At 72.3% G+C, this 16,205-nt stretch carries 17 protein-coding genes and 1 tRNA gene; 7 read left to right on the top strand and 11 right to left on the bottom strand.

The genetic code is table 11. The features are described from left to right. Positions 1-19 precede the first annotated feature (19 nt). The 3 genes from OG435_RS19705 to OG435_RS19695 all read right to left on the bottom strand — a co-directional run bounded on the left by OG435_RS19705 (position 20) and on the right by OG435_RS19695 (position 2,915). Positions 20-92 (bottom strand) — tRNA-Arg (locus OG435_RS19705). 448 nt (positions 93-540) lie between these two features. Further along, positions 541-1,242 (bottom strand): HEAT repeat domain-containing protein, encoded by a 702-nt coding sequence (locus tag OG435_RS19700; RefSeq protein ID WP_266878338.1) that lies wholly within the window; start codon positions 1,240-1,242, stop codon positions 541-543. A 197-nt stretch (positions 1,243-1,439) separates the two neighbouring features. After that, the gene (locus tag OG435_RS19695; RefSeq protein WP_430625657.1) at positions 1,440-2,915 is read right to left on the bottom strand and encodes an NAD(P)-binding domain-containing protein; all 1,476 of its coding nucleotides are present in this window, start codon (positions 2,913-2,915) and stop codon (positions 1,440-1,442) included. Between the two features lie 28 nt (positions 2,916-2,943). Here OG435_RS19695 and OG435_RS19690 point away from each other — a divergent pair, with 28 nt between their 5' ends. Further along, positions 2,944-3,309 carry an ArsR/SmtB family transcription factor gene (locus tag OG435_RS19690; RefSeq protein WP_266878336.1) on the top strand — a complete coding sequence of 122 codons (366 nt, stop codon included), beginning with the start codon at positions 2,944-2,946 and terminating at the stop codon, positions 3,307-3,309. Then, on the top strand, positions 3,306-3,800 hold the full coding sequence (locus OG435_RS19685; protein WP_266878334.1) for a GNAT family N-acetyltransferase: 495 nt from the start codon (positions 3,306-3,308) through the stop codon (positions 3,798-3,800). The genes OG435_RS19690 and OG435_RS19685 overlap by 4 nt, the downstream gene beginning before the upstream one ends. A 32-nt stretch (positions 3,801-3,832) precedes the next feature. Here the strand turns inward: OG435_RS19685 and arsB are convergent, their stop codons facing one another. Continuing rightward, positions 3,833-4,909: an ACR3 family arsenite efflux transporter gene (arsB, locus tag OG435_RS19680; protein ID WP_266878332.1), complete on the bottom strand. Its 1,077-nt coding sequence runs from the start codon at positions 4,907-4,909 to the stop codon at positions 3,833-3,835. Continuing rightward, complete coding sequence (locus OG435_RS19675) at positions 4,909-5,220, bottom strand: ArsR/SmtB family transcription factor (RefSeq protein ID WP_266878330.1); 312 nt, start codon at positions 5,218-5,220, stop codon at positions 4,909-4,911. Before OG435_RS19675 ends, arsB begins: the two co-directional genes overlap by 1 nt. Before the next feature lie 53 nt (positions 5,221-5,273). On the opposite strand from OG435_RS19675, the gene OG435_RS19670 reads away from it, so the two are divergent. Beyond that, complete coding sequence (locus OG435_RS19670; RefSeq protein ID WP_266878328.1) at positions 5,274-5,696, top strand: arsenate reductase ArsC; 423 nt, start codon at positions 5,274-5,276, stop codon at positions 5,694-5,696. Positions 5,697-5,753: 57 nt separating this feature from the next. Here OG435_RS19670 and OG435_RS19665 read toward each other — a convergent pair whose 3' ends face one another. The 5 genes from OG435_RS19665 to OG435_RS19645 form a co-directional block, all read right to left on the bottom strand. After that, on the bottom strand, positions 5,754-6,482 hold the full coding sequence (locus OG435_RS19665) for a tyrosine-protein phosphatase (protein ID WP_266878326.1): 729 nt from the start codon (positions 6,480-6,482) through the stop codon (positions 5,754-5,756). A 67-nt stretch (positions 6,483-6,549) separates the two neighbouring features. After that, positions 6,550-8,328 (bottom strand): PucR family transcriptional regulator, encoded by a 1,779-nt coding sequence (locus OG435_RS19660; RefSeq protein ID WP_266878324.1) that lies wholly within the window; start codon positions 8,326-8,328, stop codon positions 6,550-6,552. Between the two features lie 184 nt (positions 8,329-8,512). Further along, positions 8,513-8,992, bottom strand: a complete 480-nt coding sequence (locus OG435_RS19655) for a RidA family protein (protein ID WP_266878322.1) — start codon at positions 8,990-8,992, stop codon at positions 8,513-8,515. Then, positions 8,989-9,909: a zinc-binding dehydrogenase gene (locus OG435_RS19650; protein ID WP_266878320.1), complete on the bottom strand. Its 921-nt coding sequence runs from the start codon at positions 9,907-9,909 to the stop codon at positions 8,989-8,991. Before OG435_RS19650 ends, OG435_RS19655 begins: the two co-directional genes overlap by 4 nt. Before the next feature lie 245 nt (positions 9,910-10,154). Further along, positions 10,155-11,435: a M6 family metalloprotease domain-containing protein gene (locus OG435_RS19645; protein WP_266878318.1), complete on the bottom strand. Its 1,281-nt coding sequence runs from the start codon at positions 11,433-11,435 to the stop codon at positions 10,155-10,157. Between the two features lie 488 nt (positions 11,436-11,923). Between OG435_RS19645 and OG435_RS19640 the strand changes: the two genes are divergently transcribed. The 4 genes from OG435_RS19640 to OG435_RS19625 all read left to right on the top strand — a co-directional run bounded on the left by OG435_RS19640 (position 11,924) and on the right by OG435_RS19625 (position 15,470). After that, positions 11,924-12,553, top strand: coding sequence for a TetR/AcrR family transcriptional regulator (locus tag OG435_RS19640; protein WP_430625767.1), 630 nt, complete (start codon positions 11,924-11,926; stop codon positions 12,551-12,553). Positions 12,554-12,639: 86 nt separating this feature from the next. Next, positions 12,640-14,169 (top strand): MFS transporter, encoded by a 1,530-nt coding sequence (locus tag OG435_RS19635; protein ID WP_266878314.1) that lies wholly within the window; start codon positions 12,640-12,642, stop codon positions 14,167-14,169. 124 nt (positions 14,170-14,293) lie between these two features. Next, entirely contained in the window at positions 14,294-15,088 is a 795-nt protein-coding gene (locus OG435_RS19630; protein ID WP_266878312.1) for a dioxygenase family protein, read from the top strand. Beyond that, a complete protein-coding gene (locus tag OG435_RS19625; RefSeq protein ID WP_266878310.1) occupies positions 15,081-15,470 on the top strand; it encodes a hypothetical protein in 390 nt (129 codons plus the stop codon). The genes OG435_RS19630 and OG435_RS19625 overlap by 8 nt, the downstream gene beginning before the upstream one ends. On the opposite strand, the gene OG435_RS19620 is transcribed toward OG435_RS19625, so the two are convergent. Further along, entirely contained in the window at positions 15,442-16,098 is a 657-nt protein-coding gene (locus OG435_RS19620) for a Uma2 family endonuclease (RefSeq protein ID WP_266878308.1), read from the bottom strand. The genes OG435_RS19625 and OG435_RS19620 overlap by 29 nt on opposite strands. Between the last annotated feature and the right edge of the window lie 107 nt (positions 16,099-16,205).

Raw genomic sequence — 16,205 nt, 5'->3', positions numbered from 1 at the left:
GTCAGCGCCTTGCAGGTTGTGCCCTCGGCAGGATTCGAACCTGCGACACCCGCTTTAGGAGAGCGGTGCTCTATCCCCTGAGCTACGAAGGCGGGCCTTGCGTGAAACGTGGCTGAACACTCTGTGTGAGAGTCCGGCTCGCCTCGGCGAGGTCCTGGGCTGCCACAAGGGCAGCCCAGGGACAGGGTAGCGGATCAGGACGGGGCTCTGCGGCTCAGTTCTTGGGGGATCGGGTGAGGCCTTCCGCGGTCTCGGCGTCGGCGGAGGTGGGGTCGACGCGGTCCGGCTCGACGCCTGGTGACCATCGGCCCACTACGCGAGCCCCGCACCAGAAGACCCCGGTGGTACCCCGGTCTCCCAGATCAACGCGACCGGTACCCAGTGGTACTTCCACGACCAGCTCGGCTCCACGCGCGCGCTGACCGACACCGCGGGCGCGATCACCGGCACCTACGGCTACACGCCGTACGGCGTCGTCAGCGCGCACACCGGTACGTCGACCCCGCTGCGGGGGCACGGGGCTTTCCGGGAGAGATCCGCTCACAGAGCCTCTGCGACCAGCACGGCCGCCCGGCGAGGGTCCCAGTCGGCGCGGACGAGCAGCGTACGAGCGTTCCACGTCACCGCACGCCCCTGGGCGGTGACCAGGGTCAGGGTCGGATCCGGTTCGAACCGGGACGTCGAGAGAGCTGCGTCCACCGAGGGCAGCAGGGCGTAGACCGCGTCCAGCAGCGCCCACGCGGCGGCATCGCGGCGTTCCCGGACTGCCGGGTCGCAGGCCGCGAGCGCCTCGCCGACGCCGGGATCCGCCGGTTCGTATTTCCGCAGCGAGGGCAGCAGCCCCGGATCGCCGAGCACCGCCGCCGCGTTGAACGTCTGGACGTACGCCGTCGGTTCCTCGAGCAGTGCCGCGAGCAGCGGCACCGCACCCGGATCCCGGCGCACGGCCAGACCGCGTACGGCCTCCTCGCGCGTCTCCGGGTCCTCGTCGCCGACCCGCAGCCACAGGGCCGCCCTGATGTCCCGATCGTCCACCTCGGCCAGCTGCCCCAGCGCGAAGGTGGCCTGCTCGCGCACCTGAGCCTCGGGGGCGGAGGTCAGGCGGATCAGGGCCGGCAGGAGTGGATCGTCCGCCCGCCCCGACAGGGCCCCGGCCGCCAGCTCGCTTGCCACCTCGGCACGGAGGTCGGGGTCCCGGTGACCGGCTCGGGCGATGAGGACAGCAATCTCTTCCGCGTTCATGCCGTCAGGGTCCCGCAGCCGCATCCGCTCCCACGGATCGGGTCAGCCGATCAGGAAGCGGGTGCTCAGCCGTGGAGTCGTAGCCGGGGTGATGCGGACCTGAGGCGCTGCCTGTGGTGCTCGCGGAGCGGCCGCGAGCCGCGTTGACCAGGGTGACGAGTCCAGGCGGCGACCGCAGCGGTCTCGGCAACACCCGACTACTTCCCGCGGGCCCCCAAGCCCTGACTCACACATTCCTCAGCTGCCGTGGGTTCGTCGAAGAGTCCGGCTCCGCCGCAGACCCCGGTTTCCGGGAGGGTCAACTCGACACGGCCGGCGGCCTCGTGGTCGCCCGCGAGGGCGGCGGTGACGGAGCGGACCTGCTCGTAGCCGGTCAGGGCCAGGAAGGTGGGGGCGCGCCCGTAGGACTTCATGCCGACGAGGTAGACGTCCTTCTCCGGGTGGGAGAGCTCGGCGGCGCCGTGGGGGTAGACGGTGCCGCAGGAATGCTGATTGGGGTCGATCAGCGGGGCGAGCGCGAGGGGTGCCTGGAGGCGTTCGTCGAGGCCGAGGCGCAGTTCGCCGAGGAAGGCGAGGTCGGGGCGGAAGCCGGTCAGGACGATGACCTCGTCGAGCGCGTCGAGGCGGCGGCCGTCCTCGCCCACGAGGACCAGGCGCCCGTCGCGGTCCCGCGCGAAGGCTTCGGTGCGGAAACCCGTGACCGCGTCGGCGTGGCCGTCGTCGACGGAGGCCTTCGCGGCGAGCCCGAGGGCGCCGCGGGCGGGGAGCTCGTCGGCTGCGCCGCCGCCGAAGGTGGCACCGGAGAGGCCTCGCCGCAGGACCCAGACGGTGTGGGTACCGGGCTGCTCCTTCGCGAGGGCGGCCAGGCCGGCGAGCGCGGTGAAGGCGGAGGCCCCCGAGCCGATCACGGCGGTCCGCTTGCCGGCGTAACGGGCCCGGACGGCCGGGTCGCCGAGGTCCGGGACCCGGTACGAGACGCGGTCGCCCGCGGCGCGCTCGCCGAGGGCGGGCAGGCCGCTGCCGCCCGCCGGACCGGGGCCGGACCAGGTCCCGGAGGCGTCGATGACGGCGCGGGCCAGGACGCGGGCCTCGGAGCCGTCGGCCGTGGTGTGGTGGACGACGAAGGGCTGCGCCTCGCGGTCGGCGTCGACGGTGCGGTCCCGGCCGGCGCGCGATACGCCGGTGACGGTCGCGCCGTAGCGGACGCGCTCGCCGAGGGCGTCGGCCAGCGGCTGGAGGTAGAGCTCGGCCCAGTCGCCGCCGGAGGGGTAGGCGGCCGGGTCCGGTCCGGTCCAGCCGGTGTCGGCGAGGAGCTTCTCGGCGGCCGGGTCGATGACCTCGCCCCAGGTGGAGAAGAGGCGTACGTGGGCCCACGCGCGGACCGCGGAGGCGGCGGCGGGGCCCGTCTCCAGGACGAGCGGCTCGATGTCCCGCTCGACGAGCCGCGCCGCGGCCGCGAGGCCGATCGGGCCGGCCCCGATGACGACGACGGGCAGGGCTCCGTCGGAGGTGGATACGGAGGCGGAGGTGGGGGTGGATGCGGATGTGGATGCGTTCACGACGGACTCCCCTGACGGGACGGTTCCGGTCGACCACGTCGCTGTTTCGACGTTCATCGATGTCTTGATGTCTTCAGGCTGACACCCTGTATCGACGTTCGTCAACATAGACATCCCTCTAAGTTCCGGGGACGATGGGCGCATGTCCCCTTCCCAGGCCCTGCCGCTGCTGGAGCCGGAGGCCGTCGCGGCCTGCTGCCCGCCCCTGTCGGAGCGCCCGCTGACGGCCGAGGAGGCCGAGCGGACCGCGGTGATGTTCAAGGCCCTGGGGGACCCGGTGCGCCTGCGGCTGTTCTCCGCCGTCGCCTCGCACGAGGGCGGCGAGGCGTGCGTGTGCGACATCTCCGACGTGGGCGTCTCCCAGCCGACGGTCTCCCACCACCTGAAGAAGCTCAAGGACGCCGGCCTGCTCTCCTCCGAGCGCCGCGGCACCTGGGTCTACTACCGCGTGGAGCCCGCCGTCCTCGCCGCCATGGGCGCCCTGCTGACCCGGGCGGGCGCGGCATGAGCCTGCGTATCGAACCGCTGACCCCGGCGCACGCGGAGGAGGCCCTGGCGATCTACCGGGCGGGGATCGACGAGGGCAACGCCACCTTCGAGACCGAGGCCCCCACCTGGGAGACCTTCGACGCGGGGAGGCTGACCGAGCACCGCTTCGCCGCGCTGGGCCCGGACGGGAAGCTGCTCGGCTGGGTCGCCGCGTCCAGGGTCTCGGACCGGAGCGCCTACGCCGGTGTGGTCGAGCACTCCGTCTACGTCCACCCCGGCGCCCGGGGCCGCGGGGTCGCCCGCGCCCTGCTGGACGTGCTGATCGCCTCGACCGAGGCGGCGGGCATCTGGACGATCCAGTGCGGGATCTTCCCCGAGAACACCGCGAGCCTGGCCCTGCACCAGCGGGCCGGTTTCCGGGGCGTCGGCACCCGCGTGCGCATCGGCCGACACCGCGGCGTGTGGCGCGACGTCGTCCTGCTGGAGCGCCGCAGCCCGCGGATCGACTGAGCCCGCGGAGTCGGCTACGGCCGCCCCCGCGGTCACCCCGCCGACCCGAACCTCCCGCGCCACGCCAGCGATACGTAGACCAGCCCGATCAGCACCGGGACCTCGATCAGCGGCCCGACCACCCCGGACAGCGCCTGACCGCTGGTGACGCCGAAAGTGGCAATGGCGACCGCGATGGCCAGCTCGAAGTTGTTGCCCGCCGCCGTGAAGGCGAGCGTCGCGGTGCGGTCGTAGGGGAGGCCGATGGCCTTGCCGAGGGCGAAGGTGCCGCACCACATCACCGCGAAGTACACGAGGAGCGGGAGCGCGATGCGGACCACGTCCACGGGCTGCGAGGTGATGGTCCTGCCCTGGAGGGCGAAGAGGATGACGATCGTGAACAGCAGGCCGTACAGGGCCCAGGGGCCGATCCTCGGCAGGAACCTCGACTCGTACGCGTCACGGCCGAGCCTCCGCTCCCCGATCCGGCGCGTGAGGAACCCGGCGAGCAGCGGGACGCCGAGGAAGAAGACGACGTTGAGCGCGATCTTCCCCATGGAGATGTCGAGGCGCTCGCCCTCGCCGAGGCCCAGCCACCCGGGCAGCAGGTCGAGGTAGAACCAGCCGAGGAGGCCGAACGCGAGGACCTGGAACACCGAGTTCAGGGCGACCAGGACGGCGGCGGCCTCCCGGTCGCCGCAGGCGAGGTCGTTCCAGATGACGACCATGGCGATGCAGCGGGCCAGCCCGACGATGATCAGGCCGGTGCGGTACTCGGGCAGGTCGGCCAGGAAGATCCAGGCAAGCGCGAACATCACGGCGGGGCCGACCAGCCAGTTGACGGCGAGCGAGGACACCATCAGCTTGCGGTCGCCGGTGACGGAGTCGAGCTTGTCGTAGCGGACCTTGGCGAGCACCGGGTACATCATGACCAGCAGGCCGACCGCGATGGGGAGCGAGATGCCGCCGATCTCGACCTTCGCGAGCGCGTCGTTCAGGCCGGGGACCAGCCGGCCGAGGCCGAGACCGAGGGCCATGGCCAGCAGGATCCAGACCGCGAGGAAGCGGTCCAGGGTGGATAGCTTGGCGACGATCGGGCCGCCCCCGCGGACGGGCGCGTCCGTGGTCATCAGCAGGCCCGCTTTCGGTTCGACCCGTGGGTGGCTCGAGCGGTGGCGGCCAGCTCGCCGAAGGATTCCGCGAGGGCCTCGATGACCTCGGGCTTCAGCTTGTAGTACATGAACCGGCCGCAGGGCTCGGTCTCGACGACGCCGGCCTCGCGCAGCACCTTCAGGTGGTTCGAGAGGTTCGTCTGCCGGGCGCCGGTCTCCTCCACGAGGTGGGTGGTGCAGAGGGTCTCGTGGGCGAGCAGCGTCACGATCCGGAACCTGACCGGGTCGGTGATCACCCGCAACAAGTCAGTGGTGGCTGATGTCAGCATGTGCTGATACTTTCACACCGTTCGCCACCGGCACCACCACGAGGGAAGAACCGATGTCCGCCACCCCGCTCGCCTCCGTGCTGTTCGTCTGCGTCCACAACGCGGGCCGGTCGCAGATGGCCGCCGGCTTCCTGCGGCACCTCGCGGGCGACCGCGTGGAGGTCCGCTCCGCCGGTTCCGTACCCGGGGAGCGGATCAATCCCTCCGCGGTCGCCGCCATGGCCGAGCTGGGCATCGACATCTCCGGCCAGAAGCCGAAGGTCCTCACCCCCGAGGCCGCGCAGGCGTCCGACTACATCATCACGATGGGCTGCGGGGACGCCTGCCCCTACTTCCCCGGAAAGACCTACCTGGACTGGCAGTTGGACGACCCGGCCGGTCAGGGCGTCGAGGCCGTACGCCCCATCCGGGACGAGATCAAGGGCCTCATCGAGGGCCTGATCGCGGAGATCGACGCGCGGACGCAGGAGGCCTGAGGCCACCGCGTCACACGAGCTCACCACGTCACAAGGCCCCACCGCGTCAACAAGGCCTCACCGCGCCAGGAAGCGGTCCCGCAGCCGTGCCGTCGTGGCCGGGGTGATGCCGACCTCGTCCGTCAGGTAGGAGTCGACCGAGCCGTAGCGGGTGGCGAGATCGGTCAGGGTCAGGCGCAGGACCTCGGCGGGCGCCCGGCCGTACGAGGGCCAGCGCATCGTGCGGCCCGGGTTGGCGGTGTGCCAGTCGGCCGTCAGCCGGGCGGTCGCCAGCTCGGTCAGGGCGAAGTCCGCGAGGATCTGCTCCTCGTCCACACCGAGCAGGGCCAGGACGAGCGCGGCGATCAGGCCGGTGCGGTCCTTGCCCGAGGTGCAGTGGAAGACCGCCGGGCCCGGGCCCTCGGCGAGCAGCTCGATCGCGGCGCGGATCTCCGCCACCCCGTCCTCGGCGACCTCGGCGAACCGGTCGGCGAGGAACCGCCAGGGGTCGGTGTCCGGGTCGATCTCGGCCTGGTCGTACGGCCGGTGCTCGATGCTGTGGTTGGCGTACGTGAACCGCTCGGGCTCCGGAATCCGTCCCTTCGCCTCGATCTCCCGGGGGTAGCGCAGGTCGATGACCGTACGCACGCCGAGGTCCAGGAACCGGTCCCAGTCGGCGCCCGCGAGCTTGCCGAGCGAGTCCGCCCGGTAGAGGGCTCCCCAGGCGACGGCGGAGCCGTCCGCCGTGCGATAGCCCCCCAGGTCACGGAAGTTGTGCAGTCGCTCGAACTCGATGTGGCGGGTCATACGGGGATCCCCCTCGGTGCCGTGCCGATGATCTTCGTACGGACCGAGAGGCTAACCCGGGCGGGGATCAGCCCATCCGCAGGGCCGCCGCGAAGTCCATCTTGTCCTCGAGCCGGCTCAGGTTGCGCCCCGTCAGCGCCTCGATGCGGCTGATCCGGTAGCGCAGCGAGTTCACGTGCAGGTGCAGCGCCTCACCGCAGCGCGCCCAGGAGCCGTCGTGTTCGAGGAAGGACCGCAAGGTGGGCACCAGGTCCGAGCCGTAGCGCCGGTCGTAGTCCGTCAACGGGGCCAGCAGCCGGCGGCTGAACTCCCGCCGGACCTCGGCCGGGATCAGCGGCAGCAGCGACATGACGTGCGCGGCGAGGTCGTCCGGCCCGCAGGCGGCCACCGGCTGTGAAGGAGCCGCGACCTGACGGGCGTTACGGGCCTGCGCGAGCGCGTGCCGCAGCTCCGCGGCCCCGCCCACCGGGTCGCTGACGCCGAAGGCCAGCCGCTGCCCGGCCCGCAGCCCGCGCGCGAGCGAGCCGCCGGTGACCCGTTCGACCGCATCGGGGGTCAGGCGGGCGTCCTCCCTGACGAGTACGAACGCCACGGCCTCGACCCCGTCCCCGGACCTGGACCCGGATCCGGCCCCGTCCGCGGTCGTCACGGCCATCCGCAGACCGGCGTCCGGCCCCAGGCAGCGCGGATGCAGCAGGACCTCCTCCAGCAGCCCGCGTACGGACGCCGCTACGGGCGACCCGTGCTGCCCTTTGGTCTCCAGCTGGGCCGATACGGCCTGCCAGCGCAGCGGGCCTTCCCGACCGGTGGCTCCCGCGGCCCCGGTGGCCCCGGCGGCCCCCGCCGTGAGCCGGGCCGCCGCCTCCTCTTCCTCGAAGGGCGACTGCCGGCCCTCCCCGGCGGAGGCCGAGCCGACCAGCGCGAGCAGCCGTTCGGCGGCGCGCCGCCGCATGGTGCGGTCGGTGTCGCGGCCGCCGCGCTCCACCGTGACCAGCCGCGCGAGCTGGTGCAGCAGGTCGACGCGTTCGTCGTTCCAGTCGGTGCAGTCGGCCTCGACGGCGATCAGCCAGTCGGTCAGCGCCGCACGGGGAGCGGAGTCCCCTTCCCCGGTCCCGGAGCGGACCGGGAACAGGGAGAAGGCCGTCCCGCGCGCGACCGTACGGTGCGGTGCCCGCTCGCCCTCCCGTTCGGCGGCCAGGAACCGCCCGGCCAGCGCCGAGGCCGTCTTCTCCGGCAGCGGCGGCCGGGCGCCCGCGATCTGCCGGCCGGTCGGGGAGAGGATGTGCGCGCGCAGGTCCAGCTCGGCCAGCAGCAGTTCGAGGAGGGCTTCGGACCCCGCCCCGGCCTGCTGCCGGGTGCTGAAGCGCCGGTGCCGGTCCACGAGCGCGGCGAGGCCGCCGATCCGCTCCTCGGTCCGGCCGCGTGCCACGTACTCGGTGACCGAGGTGAACGGAACCTCCACGCCCACCGCGAGCAGCGGCAGCCCGTACCGGGCGCAGGCCTCCACCAGATCGTCCGGGACGAACCCGAACTGCGCCTCTCCCGCGCCCAGCGCCACGGCGCCCGCCTCCACGAGCACGCGGACGAACGCGTCGGACCGGCCGGCCCCCGCATCCGTACCCGCACCGGCGTCCGCCCCCGCGCTCCGGCCGTGCCAGGCCAGGCCGGACAGCACCAGGTCCCCCGGGGACACGAAGCGCCCGGGGTCGGGCAGGTCGATGGTCACCGTTCCGAGGACGGGCCGGTCGAGGTCCCGCTCGCCGCCGGGCAGGCGCAGCAGGCGCAGCGGACGCGGGTCCGCAGGCGCCTGGGTCTCATCGGACGACAGCAGATCACGCAGCCTCATGGCCCCACTTTGCCATGTTCCACAGGGTTCACGATTGCGAGGATTTCCCGCTGCATCGCAGGTCAGGCCTTTACGTTGGGGTAATTCGACGGAAATCGGGGTGAGTCCGAGCGCACCGGTTCGTGGGATCGGTGACTGTCGGCTCTCCCAGCTGGCGCCGATCGGCCCCGACGGAAGCGAAGCCCTAGAGGCCCATCGGAGCGTGCAGTTCGACGAGGATCTCCACCTCGACGGGGGAGTCCAGCGGCAGCACGCTCACCCCGACCGCGCTGCGGGCGTGGATGCCCGCGTCACCGAAGGCGGTGCCCAGCAGCTCGCTCGCGCCGTTGAGCACGCCGGGCTGTCCCGTGAAGTGCGGGTCGCTGGCCACGAAGCCGACCACCTTGACCACGCGCTTGACGGCGGACAGGTCCCCGGCGACGGAGATGATGGCGGCCAGTGCGTTCAGCGCGCACTGCTGCGCCAGTTCCTTGGCCTGCTCCGGGGTGACCTCGGCGCCGACCTTCCCGGTGAGGGGGAGCGCGCCGTCGACCATCGGGAGCTGGCCGGAGGAGTACACGTAGTGCCCGCTCTGTACGGCGGGGACGTAGACGGCGACCGGCGAGGGCGTCGGCGGGAGCTTCAGTCCGGCGGCGGCGAGGCGCTCTTCGGGGGTGCTGGTCACGGGCGGATCTCCTTGTGGTCGCCGGCGGGGGAGGAGGCGTGCGGTCGGGGAAAAAGGATGACCGGCTTGATCATGCCGGGCTCCTTGGCGGCGAGCCGCCCGAAGGCCTCCCCGACACGGTCGAACGGGAACTCGTGCGTGGTGATCACCGTCGGGTCCACCAGCCCGTCCCCGATCAGGTGCAGCGCCCTCGCGAGCCGCGCCCCGCTGCTCTGCGGCGGCCGGCAGCGGGCGTACGTGATCTTCCCGCTCCCCGAGAGCCCTTCGCGGGCGGCCCTCGCGGCGGCGGGCGCGGCCGTCGCCATGATCGCGCGGTCGGCGCCGGCGCCGCCGGTCAGTTCCAGGATCCGCTCGGCGGTGTCCTCGTAGGCCGGGTCGATCACCACGTCGGCCCCGAACCGCAGGGCGAGGCGCTGGCGCTTCATCTCCGGCTCCACGGCGATGACCCGGGCCCCGCGCAGCCGGCCGGCCGCGATGGTCGCGCTGAGCCCGACGGCGCCCTGGCCGAATACGACGACGCTCCCGCCCGGGGGCGGCCCGGACTCCTCGGCGGCGGCGAAGCCGGTCGGGAGCGCGCCCGCCGCGTAGAGGGCCTGGTGGTCGGAGATGGTGTCGGGGAGTGCGACCAGCCCGGCCCCGGCCGCGGGGGCGCGGAAGAACTCGGCGAGCCGCCCGTGGCCCTCGACGCCGACGCGCCGGCCGACGTAGGAGGGGCAGACCCCGGGGCCGACGTCCTCGACGACGCCGACGGCCTCGTGCCCGAGCCCGGTGGGGGCCCCGGCGGCGGTGTGCCCGTCCCAGGCGCAGATGAGCGCTGCCGTGGTGCGTACGAGGACCTGGCCCGCCCCGGGGTGGGGGACGGGTCGTTCCAGCACGGCGGGCGGCTCGCCGGTACGGCGCAGCGCGAAGGCCTTCACGGGTTTCCTTAACTCGGCGTTACACGGCTAGTTCCCAACCATGCGGGTACGGGTCCGGCCCGGCGGGGGGCCGTAGGTCGGAACATGGCGGGCCGACCGTCAGCACTTGCTTCGGCCGCTCGGCCCGTTCCGGCCGTCCGGCCCGGGTTCGGGCCCGGGCCGGTTCGGGGCCGGGGCCGGGGCGCCTGCCCGTACGGCCGTGCCCGTACGGCCGTGCCCGCCCCGCCCCGTTCCACCTGCGGAGCTCAAGGTCGGGTGACCCGGACCTGGTAGCTGCCGTTGCGCAGCTCGCCCACGACCGAGACGCTGATGCCGGACTTCTCGTCGGTGAAGGTCTCGCCCGGGCGGAACGGTGCGTCCGAGAGCTCCGCGTGCACGTTGGAGCGCCGGGTGCAGCCGCCGCTCGCGCCGGAGCTGTCGGAGACGGTGACGGGCCCGCGGCCGGTGTCGACGTCGGAGTCCACCTTGTAGATGAGGACGCCGGGCTTGCAGACGGCCTCGTCGTTCCCGGCGCGGGTGCGCACCTCCACGGCGTACCCGGCGCTCTCGGAGACGGGGACGAAGGCCAGCTTGGTGCCGCCCTCCACGGCCAGCGGGGTCAGCACGTGGTCGCTGACCCCGGACTTCCCGGCGCAGCTGATCTGGTTGCTGTCGAGCCAGCCCAGCTTCCACTTGTGCCAGCCCAGCAGGTCGTTGTTGGCGCCCCAGTCCTCGCTCATGATGTCCCAGTGCCCCACCGTGCCGCCGCCGTCGGCGGTGTAGAGGTCGGGCAGGCCGAAGACGTGCCCGTTCTCGTGGGGGAGCACGCGGTAGCCGGTCTCCCGGTAGGAGCCGGAGCCGTCGTCCTGGCGGCTGTAGACGAAGGACGTGTTGGCGAGCGGGACGCCGTCGGCCATCGGGGCCTCGCCGTTGCCGGAGAAGGTGACGGAGAGGACGGTGTCGAGCGCGGAGGGGCCGGCGTTCGGGGTGACGAGGATGTTTATCAGGTCGTACCGGGAGAAATCGACCTCGGCGTCGGAGGCCTTGATGATGTGTTCGACGAGCTGGCGGTAGCCGGGCTCGTACGCGGAACCCCGCTCGATCCCGTACGCCGCGAACGGCATCGGCATCCGCAGCCAGTTCTTTATGGGCGCCTCGGCCCGGTAGGTCAGCCGCCCGTACGAGCTGATGCGAAACCAGTCGGACGTCTGCGGGAAGAACTCCGCCATCCGGTCGGCCGCCGTGCCCTCGCCCTTGGCGTCAGGGAAGTCGATCATCAGGTTCAGCGCCCGGACCTCGCCGGTCGAGCGCGAGTACCCCGGTGCCGTCGGCAGCCCCTCGGACATCTGCACGCCCATCGCGCCGGCGATCCGGCAGGGCGCGAGCATCGATTCGGCGCTGGTCGCGCCCACCGGCCCGGCCGCCGAATGGCTGCGGCTGGATATGCCCGCGCTCGCCGTAGCCGTGATGCCGAGGGCCAGCGCGGTGATGCCCACGTACACGCTGGTTCGGCTTGGCTTGCGTATCCGGTGGCGCGTCTGCGACATGGAGATCGGCCTTCGGGTCCGCGGCAGCCGGCCGGGTCCGGACTGCGCTCTGTGGGCTCACCCTCCGACGGCTGGAGCGGGCTCGCGCGTCGGGCGAGGCCAAACGGGAACGAAGGCCCTGAGGTCGTGTGACCCAGGTCACACGGGAGAGTGAAATAAGCGGGGACCCTCTCCCCGTTTGAACCAGAGTCCCTGCGAACCGGGGAGCCGCTCCCCGTTTCGGAACGAAGAACGAACGAGCGACCCGCCCGATGTACGCGTCACCTGCCAGGGAGCCGTCCATGAAGAGCCCCGCAACCACCGATCCGGCGGCCCTGCCCGTACCGGGCCCGGAGGTCGACCTCGACCTCACGGCTCCGGCTTCGGCCGCGGGTGCCGCGGGCGCTTCGGGTGCTTCGGCCGCGGGCGCTCCGGGCGCCGGCGCGTGTGCGGTCGTGGGCGCGGCCGCGGGCAAGGTCAGGGCGGCCGGCACGCGTGCCCGTACCTCCGTGGACGGGGTCCCGCGCCCGCGCGCCGACGCCGTCCGCAACCGCGAGCGCATCCTGGCAGCCGCCCGGGACGTGCTCGTGGAGTTCGGCCCCGCCGCCGCCCTCGACGAGATCGCCCGCCGGGCCGGAGTGGGCAACGCCACGCTCTACCGGCACTTCCCGGACCGCCCGGCCCTGATCCACCACGTCGTGCTGTTCGGCCTGGACCGGGTGACCGCACTGGCCGTCGACTCGCTCGCCGAGGAACCGGACGCCTTCGCCGCACTGCGCCGGTTCACGCACGCGGCGGCGGACGAGCGGATCGGCGCCCTGTGCCCCGTCCTCTCCAGCGAGTTCGACCACGACCACCCCGAACTGGTCGCCTCCCGCGAGGCGTTGGAGGAGTCGATCGAGGCCCTGCTGGCCGCCGGTCGCACGTCCGGACTCCTGCGCCCCGACGTCGGCGTCGGCGACCTGATGATCGCGCTGTCGCAGCTCAGCCGCCCCCTCCCGGGCACCGCCTGCTTCGACGCGGACGTCTTCGTCCACCGCCATCTCCAGCTGTTCCTCGACGGGTTGATGGCCCCGGCCCGCTCCGAACTGCCGGGCTCGGCGATCACCCTGGCGGACCTGAGGCGGAAAACCATGTGACGCCCCCGGGTCGCACCCTCTAGCGTCGTAAAAGCAGCCCGAATCACCTCATATCAGTCATCTCGCACCATGGAGTGGGTACCCCCATGTCAAAAACAGCCGCGAACCCGCAGCTGACCGGCGCCGATCCCAGTCGCTGGAAGGCCCTGGTCTTCATCGCGCTGGCGCAGCTGATGGTCGTCCTCGACGCGACCATCGTGAACATCGCCCTGCCGTCCGCCCAGACCGACCTCGGCATCTCGGACGGCAACCGCCAGTGGGTCATCACCGCGTACGCGCTGGCCTTTGGAGGACTGCTCCTCTTCGGTGGCCGCATAGCCGACAAGTGGGGGCGCAAGAACGCCTTCATCGTCGGCCTGATCGGCTTCGCCCTGGCCTCCGCGCTGGGCGGCGCCGCACAGGGTGAGGCCATGATGCTGGGCGCCCGCGCCCTCCAGGGTGCCTTCGGCGCACTGCTCGCGCCCGCCGCGCTCTCGCTGCTGGCCGTCATGTTCACCGACGCCAAGGAGCGCGCCAAGGCCTTCGGCATCTACGGTGCGATCGCCGGTGGCGGTGGCGCGGTGGGCCTGATCCTCGGCGGCGTCCTCACCGAGTACCTGAACTGGCGCTGGACCTTCTTCGTCAACATCCCGTTCGCGATCGTCGCCGCCGTCGGCGCCTGGATGATCATCCGCGAGCCGGCCGGCGGCCGTAACCGCGCCCCGCTCGACATCCCCGGCGTCCTGCTGTCCACGACCGGTCTCGTCGCCCTCGTCTACGGGTTCACCCGCGCCGAGTCGGCCGGCTGGTCGGACGGCCTCACCGTGGGCATGTTCATCTCCTCCGCCGTGCTGCTCGCCGCGTTCGTCCTCGTCGAGTCCCGTACGAAGAACCCGCTGCTCCCGCTGCGCGTCCTGCTGGAGCGCAACCGCGGCGGCGTCTACCTCTCGCTGGGCCTCGCCGTCATCGCGATGTTCGGCCTGTTCCTCTTCCTCACCTACTACCTGCAGGTCGTCAAGGGCTTCTCGCCCGTCACGACCGGCTTCGCCTTCCTCCCGATGATCGTGGGCATGATCGCCGGTTCCACGCAGATCGGCGCCCGCCTCATGACGCGGGTCCCCCCGCGCCTGCTGATGGGCCCCGGCTTCATGGTCGCCGCCAGCGGCATGCTGCTGCTGACGCAGCTCGAGGTCGGCTCCTCCTACCCGGCGCTGATCCTGCCGGCGCAGCTGCTGCTGGGCCTCGGCATGGGTACGGCCTTCATGCCCGCCATGTCCCTGGCCACGTACGGGGTGAACCCGGCCGACGCCGGTGTCGCCTCCGCGATGGTCAACACCTCGCAGCAGGTGGGCGGCGCGATCGGCACCGCCCTGCTGAACACGATCGCCGCCTCCGCGACGACCGCGTACCTGACCGACCACGCGGCCGAGGCCGCGGCGGGCGGCCCGGCGGCGCAGCTGATCCAGGCCAAGGCCATGGTGGAGGGCTACTCCTCCGCGATCTGGTGGGCGGTCGGCATCCTGGTCGCCAGCTCGCTCATCGCCCTGACCCTCATCACCACCGGCAAGCCGGGTGCGGGTGACCCGGTCGCCGAGGGCGAGGAAGCCGACATGAAGATCCCGGTGATCGCCCACTGACCCGGGCGGACCCCGCTCCGGGGTGGGTACGGGAATGACTGATGACCCCGCATCGTTCAAATTTGAACGATGTGGGGTTAGTCTTGTCCGTGGCGCCCCGCCGCGACGATTCCTGGAGCTCCCGATGCCGACGCCCGAAGCCCTCGCCCCCACCCGGATGCCGGCGCTGTACCTGAGCCACGGGGCCCCGCCCCTCGCGGACGACCCGGTCTGGCCCGGCGAACTGGCCGCCTGGTCCGCGGACCTGCCCCGCCCCCGCGCGATCCTGATGGTCTCCGCCCACTGGGAAGAGGCCCCGCTCGCCCTCGGCGCCACCGAGCAGGTCCCGCTCGTCTACGACTTCTGGGGGTTCCCCGAGCACTACTACCAGGTCCGCTACGACGCTCCGGGCGCCCCCGAGCTGGCCGCGTCGGTCCGCAAGCTCCTCAAGGCCCCGGGCACCCCCGTCCAGGACATCCCCGACCGCGGCCTGGACCACGGCGCGTACGTCCCGCTGGTGGAGATGTTCCCCGGGGCCGACATACCGGTGCTCCAGATATCGATGCCGACCCTCGATCCGCGCCGCCTGATGGAGATCGGCCGCAAGCTGGCCCCGCTGCGCGACGAAGGCGTCCTCATCGTGGGCAGCGGCTTCTTCACCCACAACCTGGCCGCCCTGCGCCACACCGGCCCGGGCGTCCCGTCATGGTCCGCCGAGTTCGACGCCTGGGGCCACGAGGCACTGGCCGCCTCCGACATCGACGCCCTGCTGGACTTCGAAGCCAAGTCCCCGGCCGGCCGCCTGGCCCACCCCCGTACGGAACACTTCGCCCCCCTCTTCGTCACCCTGGGCGCCGCGGAGTCGGACCTCACCACCGCCTCCACCCCCGTCTCGGGGTTCTGGATGGGCCTCTCGAAGCGCTCCCTGCAATTTGGCTGACCGCGAGCAGCTCTGGTGCCCCAGCGGCTCGGCGTACGCGCCGGAGTCGCTGGTCCTCGCGGTCCGCGACGGCCTGGACGGCCCCCCGGCCTACCTCCCGGCCCCCCGCCCGGCGGCAGAAGCCCTGGCCGGACTACCCGCCGGGGTGGAACCGCGCCGCCTGCTCCGCCTGGCCTCGCACTGCGTCCCGCACTGCCTCAACCGCGAGGCCGACACCTGCACCCTGGCCACCCGCCTGACGGCGACCTCCCGGTCCGGCTCCGAGCAAGCGCTCCCGCCCTGCCACCTCCGCCCCCGCTGCAAATGGTGGACCCAGTCGGGCCCACCGGCCTGCCAGGCCTGTCCGGAGGTCGCTACCCGCCGCTCCGGGCCGGACCGGTGACGTCCTCCCCGATGGCGAACCCCTTGGCGGGGCCGGTCGGGATGGTGGCCGTGGCGCCGTAGCCCACCCGGACCTCGTCGCCGTAGATGGCCTGGTCGGGATCGGGGGCGGTCAGCACGGTCACGATGCCGTGCTCGTCGTGGTCGTCGTGGTCGTCGATGAGGACGTAGACGGGAATGCCCGCCCGCGCGTATTCACGCCGCTTGCGGGTGCGGTCGCGTGTCACGCTGTCGCTGCCGGGGGAGACGACTTCGACGATCAATTGGACGGCGGAGGCCTTGATGCCGATCCCGTCCTCGCTGCCGTGTTCTTCCACGTCCTCGGGTGCCACCAGGACGTCGGGGATCCAGGCCTTCCGTGCCTGAATGACATGGGTGTCCTGGAAGGCCGCGAACTCGCTCCGGTCCAGGAACTTGTCCAGGGCGCGGCGAAGGCGGTTGGCGATCTGGCTGTGCGACAAGCGACCCGTGGGTGACACCTCGATGAGCCCCTCGATGATCTCGGCGTGGTAGCCCTCGGGGAGTTCGATTGCTTTCCATGCCTGCCACAGGGCGTCGTCAAGGTCCGACGGGGGAGTCGCGACCTTCGGCATTGCGGCCTCCAGCGTCTCGTGGGCGAGAGCGGTCATGTGCAGCACCTCCTCTGAGTGTGGGCGTCGCAAGCCGGACGGCACAAGCGACCCTCCGACACTCGGAGACCGGCCGCTCATGCCGAAGGAATATGCCTCACGTTCAC

The sequence above is a fragment of the Streptomyces sp. NBC_01264 genome (genome assembly GCF_026340675.1).
Classification (GTDB): Bacteria; Actinomycetota; Actinomycetes; order Streptomycetales; family Streptomycetaceae; genus Streptomyces.
Note: the sequence above shows the minus strand (reverse complement) of the source record. Positions and strands in the feature narration are given on the sequence as shown.

Coding starts and splice junctions, on each gene's coding strand:
- OG435_RS19630 (WP_266878312.1), top strand. CDS start 14,294: ATGCCGACGCCCGAAGCCCTCGCCCCCACCCGGATGCCGGCGCTGTAC.
- OG435_RS19685 (WP_266878334.1), top strand. CDS start 3,306: ATGAGCCTGCGTATCGAACCGCTGACCCCGGCGCACGCGGAGGAGGCC.
- arsB (WP_266878332.1), bottom strand. CDS start 4,909: ATGACCACGGACGCGCCCGTCCGCGGGGGCGGCCCGATCGTCGCCAAG.
- OG435_RS19675 (WP_266878330.1), bottom strand. CDS start 5,220: ATGCTGACATCAGCCACCACTGACTTGTTGCGGGTGATCACCGACCCG.
- OG435_RS19620 (WP_266878308.1), bottom strand. CDS start 16,098: ATGACCGCTCTCGCCCACGAGACGCTGGAGGCCGCAATGCCGAAGGTC.
- OG435_RS19690 (WP_266878336.1), top strand. CDS start 2,944: ATGTCCCCTTCCCAGGCCCTGCCGCTGCTGGAGCCGGAGGCCGTCGCG.
- OG435_RS19665 (WP_266878326.1), bottom strand. CDS start 6,482: ATGACCCGCCACATCGAGTTCGAGCGACTGCACAACTTCCGTGACCTG.
- OG435_RS19695 (WP_430625657.1), bottom strand. CDS start 2,915: ATGTCTATGTTGACGAACGTCGATACAGGGTGTCAGCCTGAAGACATC.
- OG435_RS19635 (WP_266878314.1), top strand. CDS start 12,640: ATGTCAAAAACAGCCGCGAACCCGCAGCTGACCGGCGCCGATCCCAGT.
- OG435_RS19645 (WP_266878318.1), bottom strand. CDS start 11,435: ATGTCGCAGACGCGCCACCGGATACGCAAGCCAAGCCGAACCAGCGTG.
- OG435_RS19700 (WP_266878338.1), bottom strand. CDS start 1,242: ATGAACGCGGAAGAGATTGCTGTCCTCATCGCCCGAGCCGGTCACCGG.
- OG435_RS19660 (WP_266878324.1), bottom strand. CDS start 8,328: ATGAGGCTGCGTGATCTGCTGTCGTCCGATGAGACCCAGGCGCCTGCG.
- OG435_RS19670 (WP_266878328.1), top strand. CDS start 5,274: ATGTCCGCCACCCCGCTCGCCTCCGTGCTGTTCGTCTGCGTCCACAAC.